This is a genomic window from Lysinibacillus sp. NPDC096418 (genome assembly GCF_044762775.1).
Lineage (GTDB): Bacteria > Bacillota > Bacilli > Bacillales_A > Planococcaceae > Lysinibacillus.
This window is the reverse complement of the sequence record NZ_JBIWEY010000027.1, coordinates 1-23,735: the sequence shown is the minus strand read 5'-3', so window position 1 is coordinate 23,735 and position 23,735 is coordinate 1. Positions and strand designations below refer to the sequence as shown.

Below are 23,735 nucleotides of genomic sequence, written 5' to 3'. Positions count from 1 at the left end.
TATAGCGTTACGTCTTTTTAAAAAATTATTCAAAGCGCAAAGATTTCTTAGAAGCTTTATAGATATAGATCAGCAAAATTGACATGACTGCAATAGATGCGGAAATATAATAGCCAAGATTTGATTCTATTGTGAACAACCATGTAAAGAATAGTGGACCTAGAATACGACCTAAATTATCCATAGAGTAGGAAAGTCCAGCTGCAGTACCGTATTGACCTCCAGATTCCTTAGTGGAAAGTGATACGACACATGTTCTTGCTAGAGCGTTACCTGCGGTGAACACACAAAGTGCAAGTCCAGCCAAGAATAGGTTAGATGTTAGGGTAAATAAAATCATTCCGCTAGCAGTAATAATTTGTGCACCAATTAACCAGCTTGTTTCTGCGCCATCTTTTATACGTCGTACGACACCGCCCTGAATTGCTGCGTCAACAAAGCCGCTAAACATAAATAGGTAACCGATTTGCAGAGGTGTAATATGAATACGATCAATTTGGAAAAGTTGGAATGTCGCTTCTACACCTGCTAACATAAATGTTACTAAGAAGGAGAATATAAATAAATAACGTACGCGGTATTGCAGCATTTTTCCAGCACCCTTAGGCACAATTGCGCGTTTATTTGCTTCTTTATGCTTTTCTGGTTCTTTTAATACTAGACTTGCATAAATAAATAATAGAGCAATTAGAGACGCAGAGGCGATAAATGGTAGTTGCAAGCTATAATGTCCGAGTACGCCGCCAATTGCCGGTCCAAAGATGAAGCCAAGACCAATGGACATGCCCATAAAGCCCATATATTTATTTCGATCTTCCTCGCTTGAAATGTCTCCAATAAAGCCTGTAACAGCTGTATACAAAGCGCCGGAAAATAGTCCGCCTACAACACGTGAAGCATACAGAATAACTAAGTTATCGATAAATATTGAGAAAATCACAAAGCTGAGACTAAAGCCAACTAGCCCTGTTAATATGAGCTGTTTTCGGCCAACTCGATCAGACAGCATCCCCCAAAGTGGTGCAGTGAAAAAGCTTGCGAGTGAATAGACGGTTAGTAAGCCACCAACATGCATCTCAGCCCAGCCATTTTGTACAATAACTTCGGGTAATACGGGAATAATAATCCCGAAGCCTAAATAAACGAGAAATTGTACAGACATTAATAATAAAATTGCTTTTTTCATACAGTTCCCTGCTTTCTATCAGATTCGGCTTGCGTATTAGCTTGCCTATCGTGCTGTCTATCTTTGATTTTTATGCGTTAACTACGTTCGAATAGAAAAAATCGTAGAACTAGCGTTAAATGATACACGGTATGTATATTCTACCTCTGAAGGTATTTCAATGACAAGAAAAGGGGAGGTGGGATTAGGTCAACTGGGCGTTTACATCTAGAGTTGGATTCTCAACCAAATAAAGTTATACGGACTTTCCCTATGACAATAACTTTATACAGCGCATTAGCTTACGATTTAAGTCGGCAAGACAATTTTATTGGCCGAATGTGCAGAAATACTTTTGGAGAGGTATATAAAGCTTTTTATATGAACACTTTAGAGGTAACGGTATTAATTTATGCGTAGTAAAAATTTAATATTGTAACATAATTGAAAAATTTATTAGGCGAGTAAAGTGATATGATATAAATACATGTCAGACATCTTACGCTTAAATAAATGAAACTTTTTGATAATTAAAACGTTATATAAATTCGAGGAAAGATTGAGGTGGAACGTATGACGAAGGAAGTAGATTTGAAAAAGATTGTTTCGAATTTATCGAAGTTGGGTGTGACAGCTACTGTTACAAAGTCTCGTTTGGAATTGTTAAAAGTACTGACACCCCTAGCGCAAACGCCGCAAGTTCAAACTTAACTCGCTTTCAAATGTAAAAATGGGTAGTCTCGAAAAATTGAGACTACCCATTTTTAAAAAAGAAATATTGGATTTCAAACCGCTTAGTGCTTTCTTAATCTTCTTCATCATTTGTAGTGAACATATACGTACGATAGTGGAAGCGCATGCTAAAGACTAGACCGATTGCTAATGCGTTCCCCATTAGAGAACTTCCCCCGTAGCTAATGAACGGTAGTGGGATACCAGTAATCGGAAGTAATTGAATGGTCATTCCGATGTTTTCGAATACATGGAAGGTGATCATCGCGATTATCCCAGCACATACATATGTTGAAAATGGATCTTTCAATAAAAGGGTTGTTTTTGTTAAATGATAAATTAATAAGAAGAATATACAAATAACGAAACTTGCACCAATGAAGCCCCATTCTTCTCCGATAACAGTAAAAATAAAATCTGTATGGTTCTCAGCAACGTAAACTTCCCGTTCACGGAACCCTTTTCCGAAGATTTCACCGGAACCTATCGCATTCAAGGAAGTAATTAAATGATAACCATCGCTTGATGAATATGAATACGGATCCAGCCAAGAATAAATACGAGCAAATTGATAGGCCTTGAAGCCGAATTTGTCTTCTAAGAAATCTTGCATATACAGTGCCATCCAAAGAAGTGTCCCACCTATGGTAGCGGCACCTGCAATCAGTGGTAAAATAATTTTCCAAGAAACACCTGCAACAATAACGAGCGCAGCTGTAATGGCAAGGAATACTAGAGAAGAACCAAGGTCAGGCTGTTTCATTATTAAAGCTAGCGGTACAATAAGTGTTGCTGCAATTTTACCAAGTAAAATAAAGTCGGATTTAATAGATTTTAAAGAGTAGACCTCATGATGCTTACTGATTAGTCGCGCAAGTGCTAAAATATAGAAGGTTTTCATAAACTCGGAGGGTTGAATATTCCCGATTGGTGTATGATACCAACTTTTGGCGCCGTTAACTTTTTGACCAATCTGCCCTTGTCCTTCAGGCATGAAAATAAGTAGAACTAAAAGCACAATACCAGCTGCGTACATGTACCAAGCCATTTTTTTGTATTGATCTGGCTCGAAGAACATGACAATACTGATAATTACAGCTCCGATCACGTACCATTGTATTTGTTTTGGCACGAAGTTAGTGCCGTATTGACCAGATGTTTGTGCCGATGCAATAGCAAGTAAGCTAATCACTAAGAACGTACAGAGTATGATAGCGAGCGTCCAGTCGAAACGGTTCGAAAAATTTCGTTTGTTTTCCATAAAAGCCACCTAATAAAAAGTATTGTATATAGACGTAATGTGCATGTTTTGAACACTAATATTATAACGCATAAAATGTATTTCTGCTTGTGTATAATGTTGGGACGAATTTGTAGATAAAATGTTTCAAAAAAACACATTTTAGTCTTATAATGAATTGAAGAATGGGGTGATGGATGTGGCTAAAAAATTGAAGTCAGCAGAAGATTTTATGTACCATATTTATATTCATATGAATGATGTTGATAAATTCGTTATTTTTAGTGGGTTAAAGCTTACACAATTCGTGGCTTCAGTGCAACCGCTGCATCACTTGCTTTTACTAAAACATTCCTATGAAGATGGCGCGTTTAACATGCACACACATTTAGGTTATGTGCCTGATGAGGAAGTTGCTCATTTTGTGAAAAAATCTGCAGAATCAAAAGAACTTTGTTGGGTCGATTTTATGGATGAACGAAAGTTGAATCAACTAACACCGATGGAACAGGCAGAATTGCTTTACATAAGCCACAAAAAAGAACCGGTTACGTCGCCGTTTTTTAACAAATTGCAAAATCGATTTGTTTATTATTCTTCAGATATTGAAAAAATGACAAAGATTTATTTCCGTCATTTAAACGACTCTGAGTTGCTTGTAGCGAATGTTTTTAATTCTTTAATTCAAGAAAAGGAACGAAGTATTAGTTTTTGGCGTCGTAAAGTGAAATCTACTATTCCTTCTCTAACACCAGAGTTTTTACGTGCGTATCGCTCATTTGCAAAAGAAGGCGCACTATTATCCTTATATAGAATAGAAAAACCTAAATCGACTTATGGCATTGAAATACGTAACTTATCAGATTATTCTTTCCCAGATGAAGTTTGGGACGATTTAAATACAATTTTGAAAAACGAACATGATGAATTAATTCATATTATTTAAATGTAAGTTTTTTTTGTGATTGTCTAAGTTACACAATTTAATATTGGGGCAGTCAAGTACGCCTAGGCGAATATGTTAAATTACTCAAATCTCACCGTCAATTTTACGGTGAGATTTTTAAGTCATTTATCGAAGTGTTTCGTGATAAACTAATAGTACTCAAGAAGTATGTGGAGGGCACAAAAATGAAAAAAAGAATCGGCTTATTATACGGCGGAAAGTCAGCGGAGCATGAGGTGTCATTGTCGACGGCATGTGCAGTCACTGGAGCTTTGAATTTTGAGGAGTATGAAGTATATCCGATTTTCATTACACTTGATGGGGAATGGCGTTGTGGCGAACGTTTAGAACAACCTGCAAGTACAATTGAAGAATTACAATTTGGTGATGATGCCAATATTTTAGAAAACAATATTACAAACTTTTTAGTGAGTGAAGGCGGCGAAAACCTGCAGTTTGATGTTGTTTTCCCTTTATTACACGGAACAAATGGCGAAGATGGTACTGTGCAAGGCTTATTAGAAGTATTAAATCTACCGTATGTCGGTAATGGTGTGCTTGCATCATCAGCTGGAATGGATAAAGTCGTTATGAAGCAATTATTTGAAATTGCAGGGTTACCACAGGTGCCGTATACGTACTTCATTCGTAGTGAATGGAAAACAGAACAAGAGTCAATTTTAAATCGATGTGAAGAAAAATTAACTTGGCCAATGTTTGTCAAACCAGCAAACTTAGGTTCAAGTGTTGGGATTAATAAAGCTTCTAATCGACAAGAACTTAAAGAAGCAATTGAAGTAGCGCTACAATTTGATCGTAAAATTATTGTAGAACAAGGCGTTGTAGCACGTGAAATTGAACTAGGTGTATTAGGCAATGACTTCCCCGAAGTTTCAGTACCTGGAGAGATTAAACCGATGACAGAGTTTTATGATTACGATTCAAAATATAAAGATGGTTCGACTGCGCTGATTATACCTGCTGAGCTACCGACTGAGATAGTTGCTAGTTTAAAAGAACAAGCAAAACGAGCATTTAAAATTCTAGATGGTAGCGGTTTAGTACGTGCTGATTTCTTTGTGACAGCAAACAATGACATTTACATTAATGAAGTAAATACTATGCCAGGATTCACACCTGTTAGTATGTATCCATTGCTTTGGCAGCATACGGATGTAAGCTATCCAGAACTTATTAATCGTTTAATCGCACTGGCTATTGAGCGTCACGAAGAAAAGCAACAGCTTCACTATAAAAAAGACTGAGTGGGATTATTGTGAAAAAGACATTAAAACAATTAGCAACATGGTTAAATGATGAAGTTCAAGCATTTGGAGACACTGTTGTTTCAGGGATCTCGATTGATACACGTACTATTCAACAAGGTGACTTATTCGTGCCATTTCGTGGTGAACAAGCAAATGGACATAAATTTGTGTTACAGGCATTTGAAAAAGGAGCAGCTGCTTCTCTTTGGCAAAAAGATGAACCGAATCCACCAGTGGGGGTGCCGTTGTTATTTGTAGACGACTCAGAAATAGCATTGCAACAAATGGCAAGAGCCTATCGTAACGAGCATAAAGCAAAATTCGTTGGGATTACAGGATCAAATGGTAAAACTTCTACTAAAGATATTTTAGCAGGTACATTAGCACCCTTTTTCAAAGTGCAAAAAACAATTGGTAACTTTAACAATCAGCTAGGCTTACCAATTACGATACTGCAGCTTGATGAAGATACAGATGTAGCGGTACTTGAGATGGGTATGAGTGGCTTTGGAGAGATTGAATTTTTAACGAAATTAGCTTGTCCGCATATAACTGTTATTACGAATATTGGGGAAGCACATATGCAGGACCTAGGCTCACGTGAAGGTATCACAAAAGCGAAGTTTGAGATTATTCAGGGTATGCAAGAAGAAGGCGTTCTTTTCTACGATGGCGATGAACCTCTTTTACAAAATCTTGTTATACAAAAAGAAAACTTACACGCACAATCATTTGGCCTAGAGCCTAGTAACTTACTGTATGCTGAAAATATCAAGGCGACAGCAGAAGGTAGTAGCTTTACCACGCATGGTTCGATTGAAGGGGATTTCTTCATTTCAGTACTTGGTAAGCACCAAGTGAAAAATACACTGATAGCAATGCTCATCGCCCAACAGCTTGGACTAAGTGATGAACAGATTCGGGAGTCTTTGAAACATGTGGTGTTAACGGATATGCGCATGCAGCAAATGGACGGTACGAATGGTGCATTGTTTATCAATGATGCCTATAATGCAGCGCCAACGTCTGTCAGGGCGGCGATTCAATTTATCGCTTCTTCAACGATTCGCCCAGAAAAATGGTTAGTGCTTGGTGATATGCTTGAACTTGGTCAAGATGAACAACGCTTTCATGAAGAATTAGCACAAGAAATCCATGCCGACCAAATTTCATATGTTTGTTTGTATGGACCGCGAATGGCTTATTTGTATGAAGTATTAAAAAAACGTTTTGATGCCGAACGTCTATTGCATACACAAGACGATTACACACCGATTATTGACAAATTACAGCAAGCAAGTAATGAGTCTATTGTTTTAATAAAGGGCTCACGTGGTATGAAATTAGAGAATATTTTAAACCAATTTAAAGCATAATTGAAAATAACGAAGTGCTAGTTGCAAAAACTAGCGCTTTTTTTCTAGAGGTGTAGCATATGACAACAGGTGTGTTATGTATACATGGTTTTTCAGGTGGACCTTACGAAGTCGAACCATTTGTTGATTTTATACGTGAACAAACGGATTGGAGAATTTCGGTACCAACTTTATCTGGGCATGGAGAAGATTTGAAGTTGCGCGGTTTTACGGCGAAGCACTGGCTGATGGATGCAGAATTAGCATACCGAGCACTGGCGAGGAAAGTTGATGAGATTATTGTAGTTGGTTTTTCGATGGGAGGTATTATTGCACTGTATTTGGCGAAGCGCTATAAAGTAAAAAAGCTAGTTCTGCTAAGTGCTGCGGCAAAATATGTTAGCCCGACGCAACTAGCTAAGGATGTAAAAATGTTGGCGAGCGAGGCGTATCGTCGTAACCTTAACAAAAATGAACTTTTTTTACGTTATCAGCATAAGTTTAATAATGTGCCATTAACAGCAACAATTGAATTTATGAAGCTTGTACAAGCAGTAGCTCCGTATTATAAAGATATTCGCAATCCAATATATATTGTGCAAGGAAAACTAGATGGAATTGTACCGTATCATACAGCGCAATTTTTATTTGATCAGCTTGCGTCTCAAGAAAAACACTTGTACTTTTCTGATAATGGTAAACATCATATCTGTTTTTGTGAAGACTGTGATGATTGGTTTTCGCAAGTTTTAGGTTTTTTACAAAAGGGGTAAGTAGTCAGATTATTACAACTCATGCGTTATCGTTGCATACCTACGATTACCATGATAGACTAGTGTAAGCAATGGATACATTTTGTGCGAAGACTCTTCAGCATTTGATTGAAGAGTACTTTTTTTTGAACATAACGGTTTTATTCTAAGTGAATAATTACGACAGAATTAAACCGCTCGGTAAAGACCGGGCTTTCCTTTTCATATAAGAGAGCTCTACATCCACGTAGAGAGAATTTTTAAGTAACGGAAACGTTCCACAACACAGGCTCGAATTTGCCGACAACTTCATCTGAAAATGTAACCATTTGTCAACTTAAAAGGAAAAAGGAGATTGAGAAGTTTGACAAATTTTTCAGAATTAAATATTAGCGAATCATCATTACGTTCATTAAAACGTATGGGATTTGAAGAAGCAACACCAATCCAAGAAGGTACTATCAAGTTTGCAATGGAAGGCCGCGACGTTTTAGGTCAAGCGCAAACTGGTACTGGTAAAACAGCAGCATTCGGTATTCCACTTATTGAAAAAATCGACCCTAAAAACCCTGCGATTCAAGCATTAATCATCGCGCCTACACGTGAGTTAGCGATTCAAGTTTCAGAAGAACTATATAAATTAGGTTACGACAAACGTGTTAAATTATTATCAGTATACGGTGGTCAAGAGATTGGTCGTCAAATCCGTGCACTTAAAAATCGACCACAAATTATTGTTGGTACACCGGGTCGTATTTTAGACCATATTAATCGTCGTACGCTTAAATTAGAAGAGGTTCAAACACTTGTCCTAGACGAAGCGGATGAAATGTTAAACATGGGCTTCATCGATGACATCAACACAATTTTAGAAAGCGTGCCAACTAGCCGACAAACTTTATTGTTCTCTGCTACTATGCCACCAGCTATTCGTAAAATTGCTGAAACTTTCATGAACAACCCAGAAGTAGTTAAAATTAAAGCAAAAGAAATGACAGTTGAAAATATCGAGCAGTTCTTCGTAAAAGCGACTGAACGTGAGAAGTTTGACGCATTATCTCGCTTATTAGATGTTCAAAAACCGGAACTTGCGATTATCTTTGGTCGTACAAAACGCCGCGTTGATGAATTATCACAAGCACTAAGCGTACGTGGTTACCTTGCAGAAGGTATTCATGGTGATTTAAGCCAAGCGAAACGTATTTCAGTTTTACGCCAATTCAAAGAGGGTAAAATTGATATTCTAATTGCTACTGACGTTGCTGCTCGTGGTCTTGATATTTCAGGCGTGACGCATGTTTATAACTTCGATATCCCACAAGATCCAGAATCTTACGTTCACCGTATTGGACGTACTGGCCGTGCTGGTAAATCGGGTACTGCAATTACTTTTGTAACACCACGTGAAATGGGTTACCTACGTATTGTAGAAGAAACTACGAAAAAGCGTATGAAACCACTTCAACCACCAACATCTGGTGAAGCATTAGTTGGTCAACAACGTCTAGCGCTTGAGAAACTTGAAGGTATTATTTTAGCTAATAACTTAAATGATTACCGTACACTTGCTGCGGAACTACTTGAAAATCGTGAAGCGATTGATGTAGTAGCTGCTGCAATTCGTTCAATGACAAAAGAGCCAGATGATACACCAGTAACAATTACTGAAGAACGTCCATTACCAATGCGTCGTGACCGTTCAGGCGGTGGCCGTGGTGGAGACCGTGGAGGCCGTGGAGGTCGCAGTTTCGGTAGCGGTGGTCGTCGTGATGGAGGCCGTGGTGGAGATCGTCGTAGTGGCGGTGGAGATCGTGGAGGCCGTCGTGATGGAGGCTCTGGTGGCCGTCGTGAAGGTGGTCGTCGTGAAGGTGGACAAGGCCAAAGCCAAGGTCGTTCACGTGCACCTCGTCGTCGCGAAGACTAATAGTAAAATCATAATCCAAAACCTTACAGTCAATACTGTAAGGTTTTTTTCTAATTTGAATATGAAACTAAAAGGTAATTGCATACGTATACATATATGAGAAAAAGGGGGAATAAATTTGAGAACACAACCAGTCCACCAAATTTCCCGTAAAGGGCTAACGGTATGGCGCTTATATGGTATTTTTCAGACACTAGTAGTAGCAATCATTGCAGGTGCAGTTTGTTATGGCACCTATCATTTTGAATGGCCATTATTTATTTATTATATTGCAGGTGTGAGCGTTGTATTAAGCATCATTTTATTGATTTACTTATTCCCGAAAATTCGTTGGGAACATTGGTGTTATGAAGTGCGTGAACATGAAATTGAATTACAGCATGGATTATTTGTTGTGAAGCGAACTTTGATTCCAATGGTGCGTGTACAACATGTGGATACGACACAAGGGCCAATTTTAAAAAAATACGATTTGGGCAATATTTCGATTTCGTCTGCAGCAACAGTACATACAATTCCAGCACTTGTAATGGATGAGGCGGATGTATTAAGAGCTCGTATTTCGGAATTAGCAAGGGTGGCGGAAGACGATGTCTAAAGAAATCTATCGCTTGCACCCAGTCTCGGCCATTATAACGAGTGTTAAAGCATTAAAAAGTATGATTTTACCGATAGCTATTATTATTATTACGAACGGTTTTAATTTTTCATTTAATATTCGTAGTGAGTATTTTTTTGGAACAATTATGTTAGTTGGTGTATGGGGGAGTGTGGCGGTTTTAGCGCTTGTTGGCGGTGTGGTTAAGTGGCGGACGTTTGTTTACTGGTTTGAGGATGGAGAATTGCGTATAAGATACGGCTTATTTGTTAAAAAGAAACGTTATATTCCGTTTGAACGTATCCAAAGCTTGAATTACAACGAGGGGATTTTTCATCGTATATTTGGCTTGGTGAAAGTGCAAGTTGAAACAGCCGGCAGTAAAAATGGTAAGCCTGAAGCGGAATTAACTGCAATTCATAAAGCGGCGGCGGACGTTATCGAACTTGAAATGCAACGTGCTAAAGTACAGAGAATTGACTTGCCTGACCCAGAAAATACGGTTGCACCAGTTGAGGAAACGAAAATTCCTGTTATTTATCGTATGTCGGTACGTGATTTAATTGTACTAGCGACAACTTCTGGAGGGATAGGAGTTGTGTTATCCGGGCTTGTGGCAATTCTCTCTCAGTTTTCAGATGTTATTCCATACGAAACTTTGTTCCATGAATTAGAGGATTTCGTGAAAATCGGTGTTTTTTTAGTGGCGTTAACGGTGATGCTTGTGTTGATGGTCGCTTGGTTAATGTCTGTGGTCATTACGCTTATTAATTATTATGAATACACAGTTCGTATTGAGAATGAAAAACTTATCATTACAAAGGGGCTGTTGGAAAAAAAACGAATTACGTTACCTTTAAACCGAATTCAAGGTATTCGTATCGTTGAAAATCCGCTTCGACAATTGACTGGTTTTGCAACGGTTGTCGTTGAAAGTGCAGGTGGTAATGGTGAAAATGGTAAAGATAAGAAAATTGCGTTATTTCCGCTTATAAAAAAGAGGGATTGTGTACAATCTTTAGCAGGTCTTTTCCCAGAGTTGAATTGGGAACCGGATTTAATTCGCTCTCCAAAACGAGCGAGGTCATTTTTCTATCGTGTTGATTTTATATGGCTTGTACCTGTGATTGGTGCATGTAATTATTTCTTTTATCCGTATGGTTTGTTGTCATTATTATTAGTGCCGTTATTGATCTTGTTTGGTATATGGCAACATAAAACAGCTGGATATATGTTAGATGATAAACAACTAATACTGCAGTACCGTATTTTTAGCCGTGTCACATTTTTCATGGAGAAAAGGCGTATTCAGTCACTTCAAAGTAGGCAAACATACTTTCAGAAAAGAAAACATGTTATGTCGGTGAAAGCTACGGTAATGTCAGGAATGACAGGGACTACAGGGAATGTACCTAGTTTAGAGCAAAAGGATGTTGAAGAAATTTTTGCTTGGTATGAGCATTAAACATAAAGCTAATTTCCATGTTAAGTAATGGGAATTAGCTTTTTTATCTACAAAATTACAGAAATGATGTATATAATAGAATAAATCGAACAAAAAGGGGTGGTAAATGTGTTTAAGTACGATATTAATGAAAACACGTATTTGAAATTGTTGGATTTAAATGATGCTGAAGAATTATTTGCACTAACAGACCGTTCGAGGGATACATTGCGTGAGTGGCTGTTGTTTGTAGACAATGTAAAGACGGTAAAGGATACAGAAAGATTCATCCGTGGTGCAATGCAACAGTATGCAGATAATAATGGACTTCAAGCGGGTATTTATTATGAGGGGAAGCTTGCAGGAGTTATTGGTTACCACCAAATTAATAAAGAGCATAATTGGACAAGTATTGGTTATTGGCTTGGTAATGACTTTGTAGGAAAAGGGCTTGTAACGAATTCAATGAGAGCCTTTATTGATTATGCTTTTGACTATCTAAAAGTTAATCGTATTGAGGTACGGGTTGCAGTTGGGAATATTCGGAGTCGCACAATTCCTAAAATTTTAGGTTTTAATGAAGAAGGCAGATTGCGAGATGCTGAATGGCTCCATGACCATTATGTGGATCAAGTTGTCTATGGCTTAACTGCGGCTGAATGGAGAAAAGTAAAAGCAACAGCTGAGGATAAAGTGACGATATAGAGATGAAAAACGAGTGTAGGACATATCGTCGTACACTCGTTTTCTCGCCTCTATTTACCAGCCATTCTTTGCTTACGCCAACTTAAAATCCTTTTTGGATGTAAGTATACAAGGCCGAGTAAGAATCCTGACACTAAGCCGCCTAAATGTGCAAAAACATTTACATTGGATTGTAGGAACGTCATAATCACACTTATTATGATAATCGGTAAAATTAGCTTTCGAAGCATAGGCATTGTCCGTCGTGTATAGTATACGAGTGCACCAAAAGCCCCGAAAATTCCAAAAACAGCACCGCTTGCACCGAGGCTTGTATAGCCAATATCGTAAAATAGATATGTAGCTACATTCCCTACGATACCAGCAGTCAGGTAAATCGTAGTGAAACGTGCTTTGCCAGCAATTTTTTCAAGCTCGGGTCCAAATAGATAAAGTGAAAACATATTAAAGAGCACATGCATAAAGCCTGCATGTAAAAACATTGCTGAGAAAATACGCCACCATTCACCGGTTAGGATGAGGTAATTTACTTGTATACCATTTTCCCATAGAATTGTTCTGATTCCAGGTAACAGGGTTAATACATAAAGAATAAGATTGACAGCAATTAATGTTGAAACGACAGGATAATACGTAGTGTATTGTTTGAAATTTTCTGTTCTACTAAACATAGCTCCACCTCAATTTACAAATATTATACATGGCTTTGTAGAAATAAGAAAAGGAGAACCTCGCATGATTAAAGGAATTGGTCTCGATATTATTGAAATCGAGCGCGTTGCAAATGCGATGGCACGTACAGATAAATTTAAAGATCGCATACTATCTGAAAGAGAAATAGCATTGTTTACTACCTATTCAACGTCTCGTAAAGTAGAATTTTTGGCTGGTCGTTTTGCAGCAAAAGAAGCTTTTTCAAAGGCATTAGGTACTGGGATTGGGGCTGAATGTAAGCTGCATGATATAGAAATTTTACGTGGCGATGCTGGAAACCCGGTTTTATATTTTAAAGGAGAACTTGTAAATGGTTTTGTTAGTATTACACATGCAAAACAATATGCGGCTGCACAAGTAATATTAATGTTGTAACAAAAATATATAACCCTTCTCTTGAAAAGACATAAGTACCAAATATGGCTCATATATTGTCGTAGTGGATTTGAAGAAGAAAGGGTGAAAACTTGGGCAACCGTTATGTTAAATGGCTCGTCTTAATTTGTATGATATTAGTTTTGTCAGCATGTGGTGCGGCCTCGCAAGAAAAGGTTTTGAAAAAGGCAAGCGGGAAGTGGTCGGATACAAATGGCTATGAGTTAGAAGCTACCATGGAGATTAAAGCAGGTGGAGAACCAAGATTGTATGATGTGAATGTGTGGCATACAAAACCAGATTTTTATCGAGTAGAGGTAGTTGAAGAAGGAAAAGATGTTTCACAAATGATTGTTCGTAATAAGGATGGTGTTTTTGTTGTCACACCAACGTTGAACAAAATGTATAAGTTCCAAAGTGATTGGCCGAAAAAAAATAGCCAGGCCTATTTAATAGGTGCACTTGCTGAAGATTTAAAAGAGGATAAAAATTTAGTCATGCGTGAAGAGGACAAAGCATATATATTTGAAGCGGCTACTAGAAATAGCTATAAAAATAGTATGCCTCATCAGCAAATTACAGTAGATAAGAAAACGATGCTCCCTACTTCGGTAGTCATTATGAATGACGTCAAAGAAGAGCAGATTCGTATTACATTTAAAAAAATTAAACTTGGCGTACAGCACGCAGAGAAAGAATATGCGGTAGATCAATTTACAGAGACAGATGAGACAAAGGGTGAGCAAGCGGCGCCTAAAGAAGAAGATAAAGAAGCTGTTGGTGCAGAAGTTGAATATGAGGAATTCCAAACGAGTTATCCATCTGCGAATTTAGAGAATACGAAATTAGTTGGTGAGAAAGTGATTCGTGAGGGGGATATGGAACGTGTTGTTCTCACATTTGAAGGAGACAAGGCATATACAGTTATGCAACAACCTGCTACAAAGAGTACTTCGATGTTACCAGTATCATCTCCTGGAGATCCAGTAGATTTAGGCTTTACAATTGGTGCAATAACGGATACCTCTATTAGCTGGGAGAAGGATGGTGTTGCTTTCTTCGTAGCATCAACCAAATTATCACGTGAAGAAATGATAGAAGTTGCAGGTTCTATGACGATAAGTAGTATGAAGTGATTTTTTCTAGATACAGTTTTCTAAAGTTAGAAAGCTGTATCTAGTTAAGCAAAATAGTACATTTTTTGTGACTGAGGTTGTATAGTGAAAAAAGAAAAAACAACAAAAAATGATACATAAGGTTTAATAAAAAATAAAGAGGGTATTCTAATGAAGATACAGCAGTACTTTAGACCAACGAAAGCGATAATAGATTTACAAGCAATCGAACAAAACGTAACGAATTTGCAAAAGCATTTACAACCACATGTACAAATAATTGCAGTTGTGAAGGCGAATGCGTATGGACATGGTGATGTAGCAGTTGCGGAAGCGGCACTAAAAGCTGGGGCTACAATGTTAGCTGTAGCTACTCCAGACGAAGCGTTACATATTCGAGCTCACTTTAGTGAGCCAGATATTCTAGTACTAGGTGGATCACCAGTATCCTTTGCTCCGTATGCGGCACAACAGCGCATAACACTCACAGTATTTTCTAGTGAGTGGGTACACCAAGTAGATGAATGTATGACAAATGAAGAAAACTCTTTACGCCTACATATTAAGGTAGATAGTGGAATGGGTAGAATCGGTGTACGAACAGAAGAAGAGTTACTGAATCTTTATCAAGAGATTCATGCGTCGAATAATAGTGTGCTTGATGGCATTTTCACTCATTTTGCGACAGCTGATGATGAGGATACCGAGTATTTTGAAAAGCAAGTGCAATTGTTTGAACGATTTGTTTCGTCATTGCCTGAGAAGCCGCGCCTCGTACATGCGTCAAATACGGCAACTTCATTAATAAAAGATATACGTTTACAATTTGATGCGGTACGATATGGTATTTCAATGTATGGATTGTCTCCTTCGCCATATGTCGGAGGGATTTTACCATTTCCATTGAGTCCGGCATTTTCGTTAGAGAGTGAACTTATACATGTGAAACAACTAAAGGCTGGAGAGTCAGTTGGTTATGGAGCAGCATATACAGCACCGACAGATATGTGGGTCGGTACAATACCGATAGGTTATGCGGATGGTGTGATTCGTAAACTAGGTGGGCAAGAAGTTCTAATTGATGGACAAAGAATGCCGCTAATTGGACGAATTTGTATGGATCAATGTATGGTTGCCTTGCCCAAAACATATGCTATAGGTAAGAAAGTAACTTTAATTGGTCAACAAGGGCAAGAAGAAATTTCGGTGGATGAATGGGCAAATAGACTTCAAACAATTAATTATGAGATACCTTGCGTAATAACGGCCCGAGTACCTCGGATTTATATCTAAATAAGGCAGTAAATTTAACAAATCGACAGGATTTTTATAATTTTCATTCTAAGTTGTCAGATATTTCGTGTTTTCGAGTCTTTTCAACACTATCTTTCAATGTTAGAATGAGAAGTAATTAAAAGCGGATCGTTTTGTTGGAGGTGCTTGCTATGTATAAGAAAAAATTCGAAGAACAAACAGTTGTTGTTCAAGGTCCATTACTTCTAAAAACAAAGGAAGTATTGGAGGAGCAGTCTTTTGTGCGTATTTCATCACGCATTAATTTATGGCAAGACCAACCAAATCAAATACGGGAAGCTATGAAGAAAGGGTATGTTGAAATGTCTTCTATAAATCTGTCCATAGCAAGTGAATGCTTGTATGCAGAATATGAAGCACAACATACAGTGGAGCGTCTCGTTAGCGGGGGATGACACTTTGAATGTAAAACGTGGTGACGTTTTTTTTGCGGATTTATCACCTGTAGTCGGTTCTGAACAGGGTGGTACAAGACCTGTACTGATTATTCAAAATGATATTGGCAATAGATTTAGTCCAACTGTCATCATTGCAGCAATTACTGCACAAATTCAAAAAGCAAAATTACCGACGCACGTCGAAATCAATGCTGAAAAGTATGGTTTTGAACGAGATTCGGTTATTTTGCTCGAACAAGTGCGTACAATTGATAAGTCTAGACTGACAGATCGTATTACTCAGCTAGACAATGCATTGATGGAGAAGGTAGACGGAGCACTAATGATTAGCTTAGGGCTCGTTAAATTTTAAATATACATATGTACATGTACATAGCACACCGGAGATAGTTCGAATTCCGGTGTTTTTTTATTTTTAGCTATTACAAAATAGGTAATTTTAAAATTTATAGTGGCACTTATAGCTTTAAAATATTACTAAGTATTATAATTGAGCTAAAAGTTGTTCAATATACAAAACAGTAAAAAAATGCCTATTCTAAATTATAGATTTATTCTGTTTAGAAAGGTTTTATTGGAAGAGATAGAAAAACATGATCTTACAATAGTATCCCATTTACTAAATTAAGATATAGATGGTAGGAGAAGCTCCAAAAGAAATTGGGGGGAGAATAAGTGAACGAGATGTCTGTAGTTGAAATAATTACTGAATGGGATATAGTGGCGGCTCGACAGCTGGGGCGAAATGAAGCGAAGGTTCTCGGGTTTGGCACAGTTGACCAAGCTCGAATTACTACTGCAATTAGTGAGTTAGCTAGAAACATTTATTTATATGCAAATATTGGGATTATTGAAATAGGGCGAGTCGAGACGAAGGATGAGCGGAAAATTGTAGTCGTTGCATCGGATAAAGGTCCTGGCATTTCAGATATTCGTGAAATCATGGTGGGCAATTATATGAAGGCGGAAGGTTTAGGGGCTGGCTTGCTAGGTGTGAAGAGACTTATGGATACTATGGATGTTCAATCGGTTGTGGGAGAAGGTACGATAATACGTACAGAAAAATGGCTGCGTTAGGAAGTGGAGTTTTTGAGAGAATTAGAGCTTCAATATAAAAAGATTTTATCGGATTATGTTACAAATCAAACGGAAAGAACTTTGTATATTGGTCAAAACTTTACGCGACAATTAATCCAAAAAAATATTCCGCCAGAAGATGTTGTCAGTATGCATAAAAATGCTATGCAGACAATTTTTCCAGGGGCTAAAAGAGAATTATATGCTGCATGTGATTTTCTAATTGAAGTAATGGTCCATTATGGGATGGCCCATCGAGAGCATCAAAGTCTATTGCAAAAGCAAGAAGAACTTCAAATAGAAATGAATATCGCTGCTAATATTCAAAAAACGTTATTGAAAACAGAAGTCCCATCATTAAACGAAATCGACATTGGTATGCTATCGATTCCGGCGCGCAATATGAATGGGGATTATGTTCACTTTTTTGAGGATAAAGAAGACTACGTTAGTGTAGCTGTCACAGATGTGGTTGGAAAGGGGGTGCCAGCCGCGCTCTGTATGTCGATGGTGAAGTATGGGCTTGAAACATTAGAATATGCTTATAAAGATCCTTCACATGTATTAGAAGCTATTAATAGAGTGATTGAAAAGGGTATCGATGACAGCATGTTTGTATCCATGTTTTATGGACGCTACGATATTCAAAATAGCATTTTTTCATATGCATCAGCGGGGCATGAGCCGGCGTTGCATTATATTTCAAACGAAAATGTATTTTATGAACTAGAAGCGAAAGGTCTTCTTTTAGGTATATTACCTGAGGTGAAATATTCGCACTATGACATTACGCTTGAAGCAGGAGACATGGTAATCATGATGACTGATGGTGTGACGGAATTTAGAACAAATGATGAGTTGAATTCTCGTGAAGTTATTACATCATTGATTGCTAAACATAGGCATTTATCAGCGCAACAATTGTGTGTGTGTTTACATAAAGAGATAGAACGGTTACAAGATTTTAAATTGACAGATGATTTTACAGTTGTAATTATAAAAAAATAGGTTTTTTTTTAATGTAAACGGGAAATAAAAGATAGTGTAGTAGGTAAATAACGTGGAGGTGGCTTTCATGGATGTGGCTATACATTTTAAAGAAGAGGATGCAAAGCTTCTAGGTTTTGTAGAAGGGGAAATCGATACATTTACAGCTTCTGTATTACGAGATGAGTTGGATGCTATTAAGATTACGGAAGGTTTAGAAATATATTTAGATTTATCGAAAGTACATTATATGGATAGTACGGGATTAGGGATTTTTGTTGCTTTTTATAAAAGGGTTCTACGGGAAAAAGGCGAAGTGAAATTAATAGGCTTATCAAACCGTTTGCAAAGATTATTTGAAATTACAGGACTAAGTGAACTGATGGATATTGAAACTGATAAGAAGGTGGAATTAAGTAATGAAGGAATTTGATTACATTGAAATAAGAGTTCCTGCAAAGCCGCAATTTGTCAGTGTAATTCGATTAACAGTTTCAGGGTTAGCTAGTCGCATTGGTTTTAACTATGATGAGATTGAAGATTTAAAAATTGCAGCGAGTGAGGCAATCACTAATGTAGTTCATCATGCTTATAATGAGGGTGAAGCAGGCGAGGTTGTAATTGGCTGTGCGCTTTATAAAGAAAAGATAGAGATTATGATTGCAGATTATGGAAACAGTTTTAACTTTGAAGAGATTAAATCAAAAATCGGGCCATATCATCCAGAAGAAAGCATTGCTGGACTTCGTGAAGGTGGTTTAGGACTTTATTTAATGGAAACTTTAATGGATGAGGTGATGATTAATAACGATGGTGGCGTAACTGTTTTCATGACAAAGTATGCCGCTAGAGAGCAGGTGGGATAAAATGCCGAGAGAATCACTACCTAATTCTTCTCAAGATGAAGTTTTACAATGGATTGCCAACTATCAAGCGACTGAGGATGATAAGGCACAAACAAATTTAGTGGTTCATTATCGATATTTAGTTGAATCAATTGCTAGAAAATATGCGAGAGGTAAATCGAATTATGATGATATCGTTCAAGTAGGTATGCTTGGTTTATTAGGGGCCATTAGACGTTTCGACTCTGATTTTGGCCGAAGTTTTGAAGCGTTTGCTATTCCGACAATTGTGGGGGAAATTAAACGCTTCTTACGCGATAAAACATGGGATGTTCATGTTCCGAGGCGTATTAAAGAGTTAGGGCCACGTATTAAGGCAACTGTGGAAGCTTTGACTATTGAACTTCAGCGCTCACCAACGATTGATGAAATTGCAAAGCGATTAGAAGTAAAAGAAGAAGAAGTATTAGAAGCGATGGAAATGGGGCGCAGTTATCAAGCGTTGTCGATGGATCGTTCCATAGAGGCGGACTCTGATGGTAGTACGATAACGTTTTTTGATGTGCTTGGAAAAGATGACGAAGGCTTTGAAATGACTAATAAAAGATTGGTAGTCGCAGAAGCGTTTGAAGTTTTGAATGATCGTGAGAAGCAAATTATTCACCTTACATATATAGAACAACAGAGTCAAAAAGATGTTGGTGAACGATTGGGTATCTCCCAGATGCATGTATCTCGCCTGCAAAGAAAGGCAATTAAAAAATTACAAGCTGTCTTATTAGAAACTGATTACGTGTCCAGCTAAGGCTATTCAAAATATCCCACTATTATATTTGAGAAATGTAGGTTTTGAGTCTATCTTAAGTGGATAGGCTATTTTTTTGTACTGCAAATGAAATGTTTTGGAAGTAGAGTGGTAAAATAAAAAGAAAAAGGCAGTGATGATGGTGGAACAAAAACAAATGCTACAGTTAATCGCTAAGGATGTAGCTGTCAAACCAGGACAAGCAGAAGCAGTCATAAAATTACTAGATGAAGGGAATACGGTCCCGTTTATTGCACGTTACAGAAAAGAAGCTACAGGCTCACTCGATGAAGTGCAAATTAAAGCTGTAGAAGATCGCTATCACTACATACAACAGCTAGAACAACGTAAAGAAGAAGTTATTCGTCTTATAGGAGAGCAAGAAAAATTAACACCTGAATTAGAAAAGGCAATTCAAGTAGCTACTGTATTGCAACGAGTGGAGGATCTTTATCGACCATTTAAGCAAAAGCGACGTACAAAAGCGACAATCGCAAAAGAAAGAGGACTAGAGCCATTGGCAGACCTCCTATTAGAATATCGTAGCGATGCGTTAGAAACCTTTGCGAAAGATTATGTAGATACAAACAAAGGCGTAGAAACAGTAGAGGATGCTCTTGCAGGAGCTCGAGATATTTTAGCAGAGCGCTTTGCAGATGATGCGGGTGTTCGTGAAAAAATCCGAACGTTTTCTTGGAAAGAGGGCATTCTGGTTACTAGCGGTAAAAATGTAGAAGCTGATGAGAAAAACGTTTTTGAAATGTACTATGAGTATGAAGAGCCGGTAAATCGAATTGTGCCACACCGTATTTTAGCTGTAAACCGCGGGGAAAAAGAGGAGATTCTAAAAGTAGCTATACAAGTACCGATTGATCGTGTGCTAATGATCATGTGGAAAGAATGGATTCCAGCAACTGGTTCGTCACCTAGTATTGCAGAAGTGAAGTTGGCGATTGAAGATTCCTATAAACGATTGATCCAACCGTCGATTGAACGAGAACTTCGGAATGAACTAACGGAGAAAGCGGAAGCACAGGCGATTCATATTTTCTCGGAAAACTTACGTAATCTCCTATTACAACCACCGATGAAGGGGAAGTATGTATTAGGTGTAGATCCTGCCTACCGTACAGGATGTAAATTAGCGGTTGTAGATGAGACGGGGAAAATGTTAGAGGTAACCGCAATTTATCCGCATCCTCCAAAACCCGATGTGGCAAAATCAACATCAGTGGTGAAAGCAATTTTAGCAAAATATCCGATTAGTATAATTGCAATTGGTAATGGTACAGCCTCACGTGAAACGGAGCAATTCATTGCTGACGTATTGAACGATGTAGAAAATGATATTGCATACGTTATTGTCAATGAAGCGGGTGCCTCAGTTTACTCGGCGTCAGATGTTGCACGCGCGGAGTTTCCAGATTTACAAGTAGAGCAACGCAGTGCTGTATCAATTGCTCGTCGCTTGCAGGATCCGCTTTCTGAACTTGTGAAAATCGAACCAAAAGCAGTAGGTGTCGGCCAATACCAACACGATGTTTCTCAAAAGAAACTAACAGAGTCACTAACATTCATAGTAGAAACAGCTGTAAATCAAGTAGGGGTGGATGTAAATACTGCCTCATCTTCATTATTACAATACGTGTCAGGTCTCTCGAAAACAGTTGCTGAGAATATCGTAAAAGTACGTGAAGAGAATGGGCAGTTTACTACACGTACTCAGCTGAAAAAAATCCCACGCCTCGGTGCAAAAACTTATGAGCAAGCAATTGGCTTTTTGCGTGTACCTGAAGCAAAGAATCCATTTGATTCAACAGGTATTCACCCAGAAAGTTACGATCTTGCCGAGAAGATATTAGGAGCTGCGCATGTAACGAAAAAGGAAATAGGTACAGAAAAGGCGGAAGAGGCAATCGCGAAATTGGATATCCAAGCATTAAGTGATGCTACAGGCGTTGGTACCGTGACAATTCAAGATATTGTGGATACTTTGATGAAGCCTAGTCGCGACCCTCGTGATGCCTTCCCGCAGCCATTGTTGAAAACAGATGTACTAAAGATGGAAGACTTAAAAGTAGGGATGGAACTGCAAGGAACTGTGCGGAATGTTGTTGATTTCGGAGCATTCGTCGATATTGGTGTGAAACAAGACGGACTTGTGCATATTTCTAAACTACAGAAACGTCGTATTAAGCATCCGCTAGAAGTTGTAGCACTTGGTGATATTGTTACCGTTTGGGTGGAGCAAATCGAAGTTAACAAGGGGCGCATTTCCTTAACGATGCTTCCACCGAAAGATCAAACAATTTAAAAGTAATAATTTTGACCACATTGTCTATACTAGGCAGTGTGGTATTCTTGTTGTTAGAGGTGATTTTTATGAACAACGAGGAACTGCAACAGCTAGTGAGTCGCATTTCGTTAGAAAATTTTCATAAACCATTTTTACATCAAGCATATTTTAATCCAAGGTTGCGCTCGACAGGTGGTCGTTACTTATTACAGTCACATCATATAGAGGTTAACCCTAAAGCTTTTGAAATGTATGGCTTAGAGGAAGTAAAAGGGATAGTGCGACATGAGTTATGTCATTATCATCTTCATATAGAAGGAAAGGGTTATCAACACCGTGATAAGGATTTTAGAGATTTATTAAAAAAAGTGAATGCCCCACGCTTTTGTTCAACACTGCAAACGCCTAAAGTCAGGAACAAGAAGGAACGATTGCTTTATACATATAGATGCCTAAAATGTCAGCAATTATATGTCAGGAAAATTAGACTTAATATCAAGAAATACTGTTGTAGCAAGTGTTTAGGAGCTTTGGAATTAATGAAATAAAAAAAGTTTATAAAAAGGGTTGACGTTTGATGTGGTTATCCCTATAATAATAAAAGTCGACAAGATAAAGACGACAAAAACAAATTGAATTATTCCGAAGTAGCTCAGTTGGTAGTAGCACCTGACTGTTAATCAGGTTGTCGCAGGTTCGAGTCCTGCCTTCGGAGCCATGGCCCCTTGGTCAAGCGGTTAAGACACCGCCCTTTCACGGCGGTAACACGGGTTCGAATCCCGTAGGGGTCATTTCTTTTAAAAATATACAATATAAGGTCCCGTGGTGTAGCGGTTAACATGCCTGCCTGTCACGCAGGAGATCGCCGGTTCGATCCCGGTCGGGACCGCCATTTATTGGGGTATAGCCAAGCGGTAAGGCAACGGATTTTGATTCCGTCATGCCCTGGTTCGAATCCAGGTACCCCAGCCATTTTTCTTGTTTTGAGCCATTAGCTCAGTTGGTAGAGCATCTGACTTTTAATCAGAGGGTCGAAGGTTCGAGTCCTTCATGGCTCATCTCTTTATAAGAAAAGCTATTGACATTTTGATTTATCGTAGTATAATGAGAAAAGTTCTTAATTGAATGCGGTCGTGGCGGAATGGCAGACGCGCTAGGTTGAGGGCCTAGTGGGGGCAACCCCGTGGAGGTTCAAGTCCTCTCGGCCGCACCAAGTCATTTAACTAATTAATGCGCCCGTAGCTCAATTGGATAGAGCGTCTGACTACGGATCAGAAGGTTGTGGGTTCGACTCCTGCCGGGCGCGCCAAAATAACATTTTTTAAATTAACTTTATATCTGCGGGTGTAGTTTAATGGTAAAACCTCAGCCTTCCAAGCTGATGTCGTGAGTTCGATTCTCATCACCCGCTCCAAAAAAACTTAAAAAAAGATATTGACATTCAAAATCATACGAGTTATGATATAAGAGTTGTTAATAATGAACCTTGAAAACTGAACAAGCAAAACGTAATCAATAACGTTTTAAGTAACTAACAATTAAGTTAGTGAACGAAACATAAGTAATAAATAGATATCAACTTTTGGTTGATACGCTAGCAAAGCTAATGAGCTTTCAAACTACTTTTATGGAGAGTTTGATCCTGGCTCAGGACGAACGCTGGCGGCGTGCCTAATACAT

Annotated in this window: 24 protein-coding genes and 8 tRNA genes; 29 read left to right on the top strand and 3 right to left on the bottom strand. The window is 38.2% G+C overall.

Annotated features, from left to right (window positions below; all coding sequences use genetic code 11):
• Positions 1 to 25: 25 nt before the first annotated feature.
• Positions 26 to 1,186, bottom strand: a complete 1,161-nt coding sequence (locus ACIQZG_RS17580) for an MFS transporter (RefSeq protein ID WP_402756764.1) — start codon at positions 1,184 to 1,186, stop codon at positions 26 to 28.
• 552 nt (positions 1,187 to 1,738) lie between these two features.
• Here ACIQZG_RS17580 and ACIQZG_RS17575 point away from each other — a divergent pair.
• Positions 1,739 to 1,876, top strand: coding sequence for an Lmo0850 family protein (locus tag ACIQZG_RS17575; RefSeq protein ID WP_402756763.1), 138 nt, complete (start codon positions 1,739 to 1,741; stop codon positions 1,874 to 1,876).
• A 94-nt stretch (positions 1,877 to 1,970) separates the two neighbouring features.
• Here the strand turns inward: ACIQZG_RS17575 and ACIQZG_RS17570 are convergent, their stop codons facing one another.
• Positions 1,971 to 3,158: an FtsW/RodA/SpoVE family cell cycle protein gene (locus ACIQZG_RS17570; protein ID WP_402756762.1), complete on the bottom strand. Its 1,188-nt coding sequence runs from the start codon at positions 3,156 to 3,158 to the stop codon at positions 1,971 to 1,973.
• Positions 3,159 to 3,330: 172 nt separating this feature from the next.
• Between ACIQZG_RS17570 and ACIQZG_RS17565 the strand changes: the two genes are divergently transcribed.
• The 8 genes from ACIQZG_RS17565 to ACIQZG_RS17530 all read left to right on the top strand — a co-directional run bounded on the left by ACIQZG_RS17565 (position 3,331) and on the right by ACIQZG_RS17530 (position 12,129).
• Positions 3,331 to 4,083, top strand: a complete 753-nt coding sequence (locus tag ACIQZG_RS17565) for a hypothetical protein (protein WP_402756761.1) — start codon at positions 3,331 to 3,333, stop codon at positions 4,081 to 4,083.
• A gap of 185 nt (positions 4,084 to 4,268) precedes the next feature.
• A complete protein-coding gene (locus ACIQZG_RS17560) occupies positions 4,269 to 5,348 on the top strand; it encodes a D-alanine--D-alanine ligase (protein ID WP_402756760.1) in 1,080 nt (359 codons plus the stop codon).
• A gap of 11 nt (positions 5,349 to 5,359) precedes the next feature.
• On the top strand, positions 5,360 to 6,727 hold the full coding sequence (locus ACIQZG_RS17555; protein ID WP_402756759.1) for a UDP-N-acetylmuramoyl-tripeptide--D-alanyl-D-alanine ligase: 1,368 nt from the start codon (positions 5,360 to 5,362) through the stop codon (positions 6,725 to 6,727).
• Between the two features lie 59 nt (positions 6,728 to 6,786).
• The gene (locus tag ACIQZG_RS17550) at positions 6,787 to 7,479 is read left to right on the top strand and encodes an alpha/beta hydrolase (protein ID WP_402756758.1); all 693 of its coding nucleotides are present in this window, start codon (positions 6,787 to 6,789) and stop codon (positions 7,477 to 7,479) included.
• A 343-nt stretch (positions 7,480 to 7,822) separates the two neighbouring features.
• Entirely contained in the window at positions 7,823 to 9,382 is a 1,560-nt protein-coding gene (cshA, locus tag ACIQZG_RS17545; RefSeq protein WP_402756757.1) for a degradosome RNA helicase CshA, read from the top strand.
• A gap of 118 nt (positions 9,383 to 9,500) precedes the next feature.
• On the top strand, positions 9,501 to 9,980 hold the full coding sequence (locus tag ACIQZG_RS17540) for a PH domain-containing protein (RefSeq protein WP_402756756.1): 480 nt from the start codon (positions 9,501 to 9,503) through the stop codon (positions 9,978 to 9,980).
• The gene (locus tag ACIQZG_RS17535) at positions 9,973 to 11,445 is read left to right on the top strand and encodes a PH domain-containing protein (protein WP_402756755.1); all 1,473 of its coding nucleotides are present in this window, start codon (positions 9,973 to 9,975) and stop codon (positions 11,443 to 11,445) included. Before ACIQZG_RS17540 ends, ACIQZG_RS17535 begins: the two co-directional genes overlap by 8 nt.
• Before the next feature lie 108 nt (positions 11,446 to 11,553).
• Positions 11,554 to 12,129 carry a GNAT family N-acetyltransferase gene (locus tag ACIQZG_RS17530; protein WP_402756754.1) on the top strand — a complete coding sequence of 192 codons (576 nt, stop codon included), beginning with the start codon at positions 11,554 to 11,556 and terminating at the stop codon, positions 12,127 to 12,129.
• 50 nt (positions 12,130 to 12,179) lie between these two features.
• Here ACIQZG_RS17530 and ACIQZG_RS17525 read toward each other — a convergent pair whose 3' ends face one another.
• On the bottom strand, positions 12,180 to 12,800 hold the full coding sequence (locus ACIQZG_RS17525; protein WP_402756753.1) for a rhomboid family intramembrane serine protease: 621 nt from the start codon (positions 12,798 to 12,800) through the stop codon (positions 12,180 to 12,182).
• Between the two features lie 64 nt (positions 12,801 to 12,864).
• On the opposite strand from ACIQZG_RS17525, the gene acpS reads away from it, so the two are divergent.
• The 20 genes from acpS to ACIQZG_RS17425 all read left to right on the top strand — a co-directional run bounded on the left by acpS (position 12,865) and on the right by ACIQZG_RS17425 (position 23,469).
• Positions 12,865 to 13,218, top strand: a complete 354-nt coding sequence (gene acpS / locus ACIQZG_RS17520) for a holo-ACP synthase (RefSeq protein ID WP_402756752.1) — start codon at positions 12,865 to 12,867, stop codon at positions 13,216 to 13,218.
• A gap of 92 nt (positions 13,219 to 13,310) precedes the next feature.
• The gene (locus ACIQZG_RS17515) at positions 13,311 to 14,354 is read left to right on the top strand and encodes a LolA family protein (RefSeq protein WP_402756751.1); all 1,044 of its coding nucleotides are present in this window, start codon (positions 13,311 to 13,313) and stop codon (positions 14,352 to 14,354) included.
• A 150-nt stretch (positions 14,355 to 14,504) separates the two neighbouring features.
• Positions 14,505 to 15,626, top strand: coding sequence for an alanine racemase (gene alr / locus ACIQZG_RS17510; RefSeq protein ID WP_402756750.1), 1,122 nt, complete (start codon positions 14,505 to 14,507; stop codon positions 15,624 to 15,626).
• A 152-nt stretch (positions 15,627 to 15,778) separates the two neighbouring features.
• Positions 15,779 to 16,042 carry a hypothetical protein gene (locus ACIQZG_RS17505; protein WP_402756749.1) on the top strand — a complete coding sequence of 88 codons (264 nt, stop codon included), beginning with the start codon at positions 15,779 to 15,781 and terminating at the stop codon, positions 16,040 to 16,042.
• A gap of 4 nt (positions 16,043 to 16,046) precedes the next feature.
• Positions 16,047 to 16,397 (top strand): type II toxin-antitoxin system PemK/MazF family toxin, encoded by a 351-nt coding sequence (locus ACIQZG_RS17500; RefSeq protein ID WP_370079933.1) that lies wholly within the window; start codon positions 16,047 to 16,049, stop codon positions 16,395 to 16,397.
• 323 nt (positions 16,398 to 16,720) lie between these two features.
• On the top strand, positions 16,721 to 17,122 hold the full coding sequence (locus ACIQZG_RS17495; RefSeq protein WP_402756748.1) for an anti-sigma regulatory factor: 402 nt from the start codon (positions 16,721 to 16,723) through the stop codon (positions 17,120 to 17,122).
• 12 nt (positions 17,123 to 17,134) lie between these two features.
• Entirely contained in the window at positions 17,135 to 18,130 is a 996-nt protein-coding gene (locus tag ACIQZG_RS17490) for a PP2C family protein-serine/threonine phosphatase (protein ID WP_402756747.1), read from the top strand.
• A gap of 67 nt (positions 18,131 to 18,197) precedes the next feature.
• Positions 18,198 to 18,542: an STAS domain-containing protein gene (locus tag ACIQZG_RS17485; protein ID WP_402756746.1), complete on the top strand. Its 345-nt coding sequence runs from the start codon at positions 18,198 to 18,200 to the stop codon at positions 18,540 to 18,542.
• Positions 18,529 to 18,975 (top strand): anti-sigma B factor RsbW, encoded by a 447-nt coding sequence (rsbW, locus tag ACIQZG_RS17480; protein ID WP_402756745.1) that lies wholly within the window; start codon positions 18,529 to 18,531, stop codon positions 18,973 to 18,975. The genes ACIQZG_RS17485 and rsbW overlap by 14 nt, the downstream gene beginning before the upstream one ends.
• 1 nt (position 18,976) lies before the next feature.
• Positions 18,977 to 19,759: an RNA polymerase sigma factor SigB gene (sigB, locus tag ACIQZG_RS17475; protein WP_402756744.1), complete on the top strand. Its 783-nt coding sequence runs from the start codon at positions 18,977 to 18,979 to the stop codon at positions 19,757 to 19,759.
• 142 nt (positions 19,760 to 19,901) lie between these two features.
• Positions 19,902 to 22,073: a Tex family protein gene (locus tag ACIQZG_RS17470; RefSeq protein ID WP_402756803.1), complete on the top strand. Its 2,172-nt coding sequence runs from the start codon at positions 19,902 to 19,904 to the stop codon at positions 22,071 to 22,073.
• A gap of 68 nt (positions 22,074 to 22,141) precedes the next feature.
• Positions 22,142 to 22,603, top strand: coding sequence for a SprT family protein (locus ACIQZG_RS17465; RefSeq protein WP_402756743.1), 462 nt, complete (start codon positions 22,142 to 22,144; stop codon positions 22,601 to 22,603).
• A gap of 93 nt (positions 22,604 to 22,696) precedes the next feature.
• Positions 22,697 to 22,773, top strand: a tRNA-Asn gene (locus ACIQZG_RS17460).
• Position 22,774: 1 nt separating this feature from the next.
• A tRNA-Glu gene (locus ACIQZG_RS17455) sits at positions 22,775 to 22,846 on the top strand.
• Positions 22,847 to 22,871: 25 nt separating this feature from the next.
• A tRNA-Asp gene (locus tag ACIQZG_RS17450) sits at positions 22,872 to 22,947 on the top strand.
• A 5-nt stretch (positions 22,948 to 22,952) separates the two neighbouring features.
• Positions 22,953 to 23,027, top strand: a tRNA-Gln gene (locus tag ACIQZG_RS17445).
• Positions 23,028 to 23,040: 13 nt separating this feature from the next.
• Positions 23,041 to 23,113, top strand: a tRNA-Lys gene (locus ACIQZG_RS17440).
• Positions 23,114 to 23,182: 69 nt separating this feature from the next.
• A tRNA-Leu gene (locus tag ACIQZG_RS17435) sits at positions 23,183 to 23,268 on the top strand.
• A gap of 19 nt (positions 23,269 to 23,287) precedes the next feature.
• Positions 23,288 to 23,364 (top strand) — tRNA-Arg (locus ACIQZG_RS17430).
• Between the two features lie 31 nt (positions 23,365 to 23,395).
• A tRNA-Gly gene (locus ACIQZG_RS17425) sits at positions 23,396 to 23,469 on the top strand.
• The last annotated feature ends 266 nt before the right edge of the window (positions 23,470 to 23,735 follow it).

Coding starts and splice junctions, on each gene's coding strand:
- ACIQZG_RS17580 (WP_402756764.1), bottom strand. CDS start 1,186: ATGAAAAAAGCAATTTTATTATTAATGTCTGTACAATTTCTCGTTTAT.
- ACIQZG_RS17575 (WP_402756763.1), top strand. CDS start 1,739: ATGACGAAGGAAGTAGATTTGAAAAAGATTGTTTCGAATTTATCGAAG.
- ACIQZG_RS17570 (WP_402756762.1), bottom strand. CDS start 3,158: ATGGAAAACAAACGAAATTTTTCGAACCGTTTCGACTGGACGCTCGCT.
- ACIQZG_RS17565 (WP_402756761.1), top strand. CDS start 3,331: ATGGATGTGGCTAAAAAATTGAAGTCAGCAGAAGATTTTATGTACCAT.
- ACIQZG_RS17560 (WP_402756760.1), top strand. CDS start 4,269: ATGAAAAAAAGAATCGGCTTATTATACGGCGGAAAGTCAGCGGAGCAT.
- ACIQZG_RS17550 (WP_402756758.1), top strand. CDS start 6,787: ATGACAACAGGTGTGTTATGTATACATGGTTTTTCAGGTGGACCTTAC.
- ACIQZG_RS17535 (WP_402756755.1), top strand. CDS start 9,973: ATGTCTAAAGAAATCTATCGCTTGCACCCAGTCTCGGCCATTATAACG.
- ACIQZG_RS17525 (WP_402756753.1), bottom strand. CDS start 12,800: ATGTTTAGTAGAACAGAAAATTTCAAACAATACACTACGTATTATCCT.
- acpS (WP_402756752.1), top strand. CDS start 12,865: ATGATTAAAGGAATTGGTCTCGATATTATTGAAATCGAGCGCGTTGCA.
- alr (WP_402756750.1), top strand. CDS start 14,505: ATGAAGATACAGCAGTACTTTAGACCAACGAAAGCGATAATAGATTTA.
- ACIQZG_RS17505 (WP_402756749.1), top strand. CDS start 15,779: ATGTATAAGAAAAAATTCGAAGAACAAACAGTTGTTGTTCAAGGTCCA.
- ACIQZG_RS17485 (WP_402756746.1), top strand. CDS start 18,198: ATGGATGTGGCTATACATTTTAAAGAAGAGGATGCAAAGCTTCTAGGT.
- rsbW (WP_402756745.1), top strand. CDS start 18,529: ATGAAGGAATTTGATTACATTGAAATAAGAGTTCCTGCAAAGCCGCAA.
- sigB (WP_402756744.1), top strand. CDS start 18,977: ATGCCGAGAGAATCACTACCTAATTCTTCTCAAGATGAAGTTTTACAA.
- ACIQZG_RS17465 (WP_402756743.1), top strand. CDS start 22,142: ATGAACAACGAGGAACTGCAACAGCTAGTGAGTCGCATTTCGTTAGAA.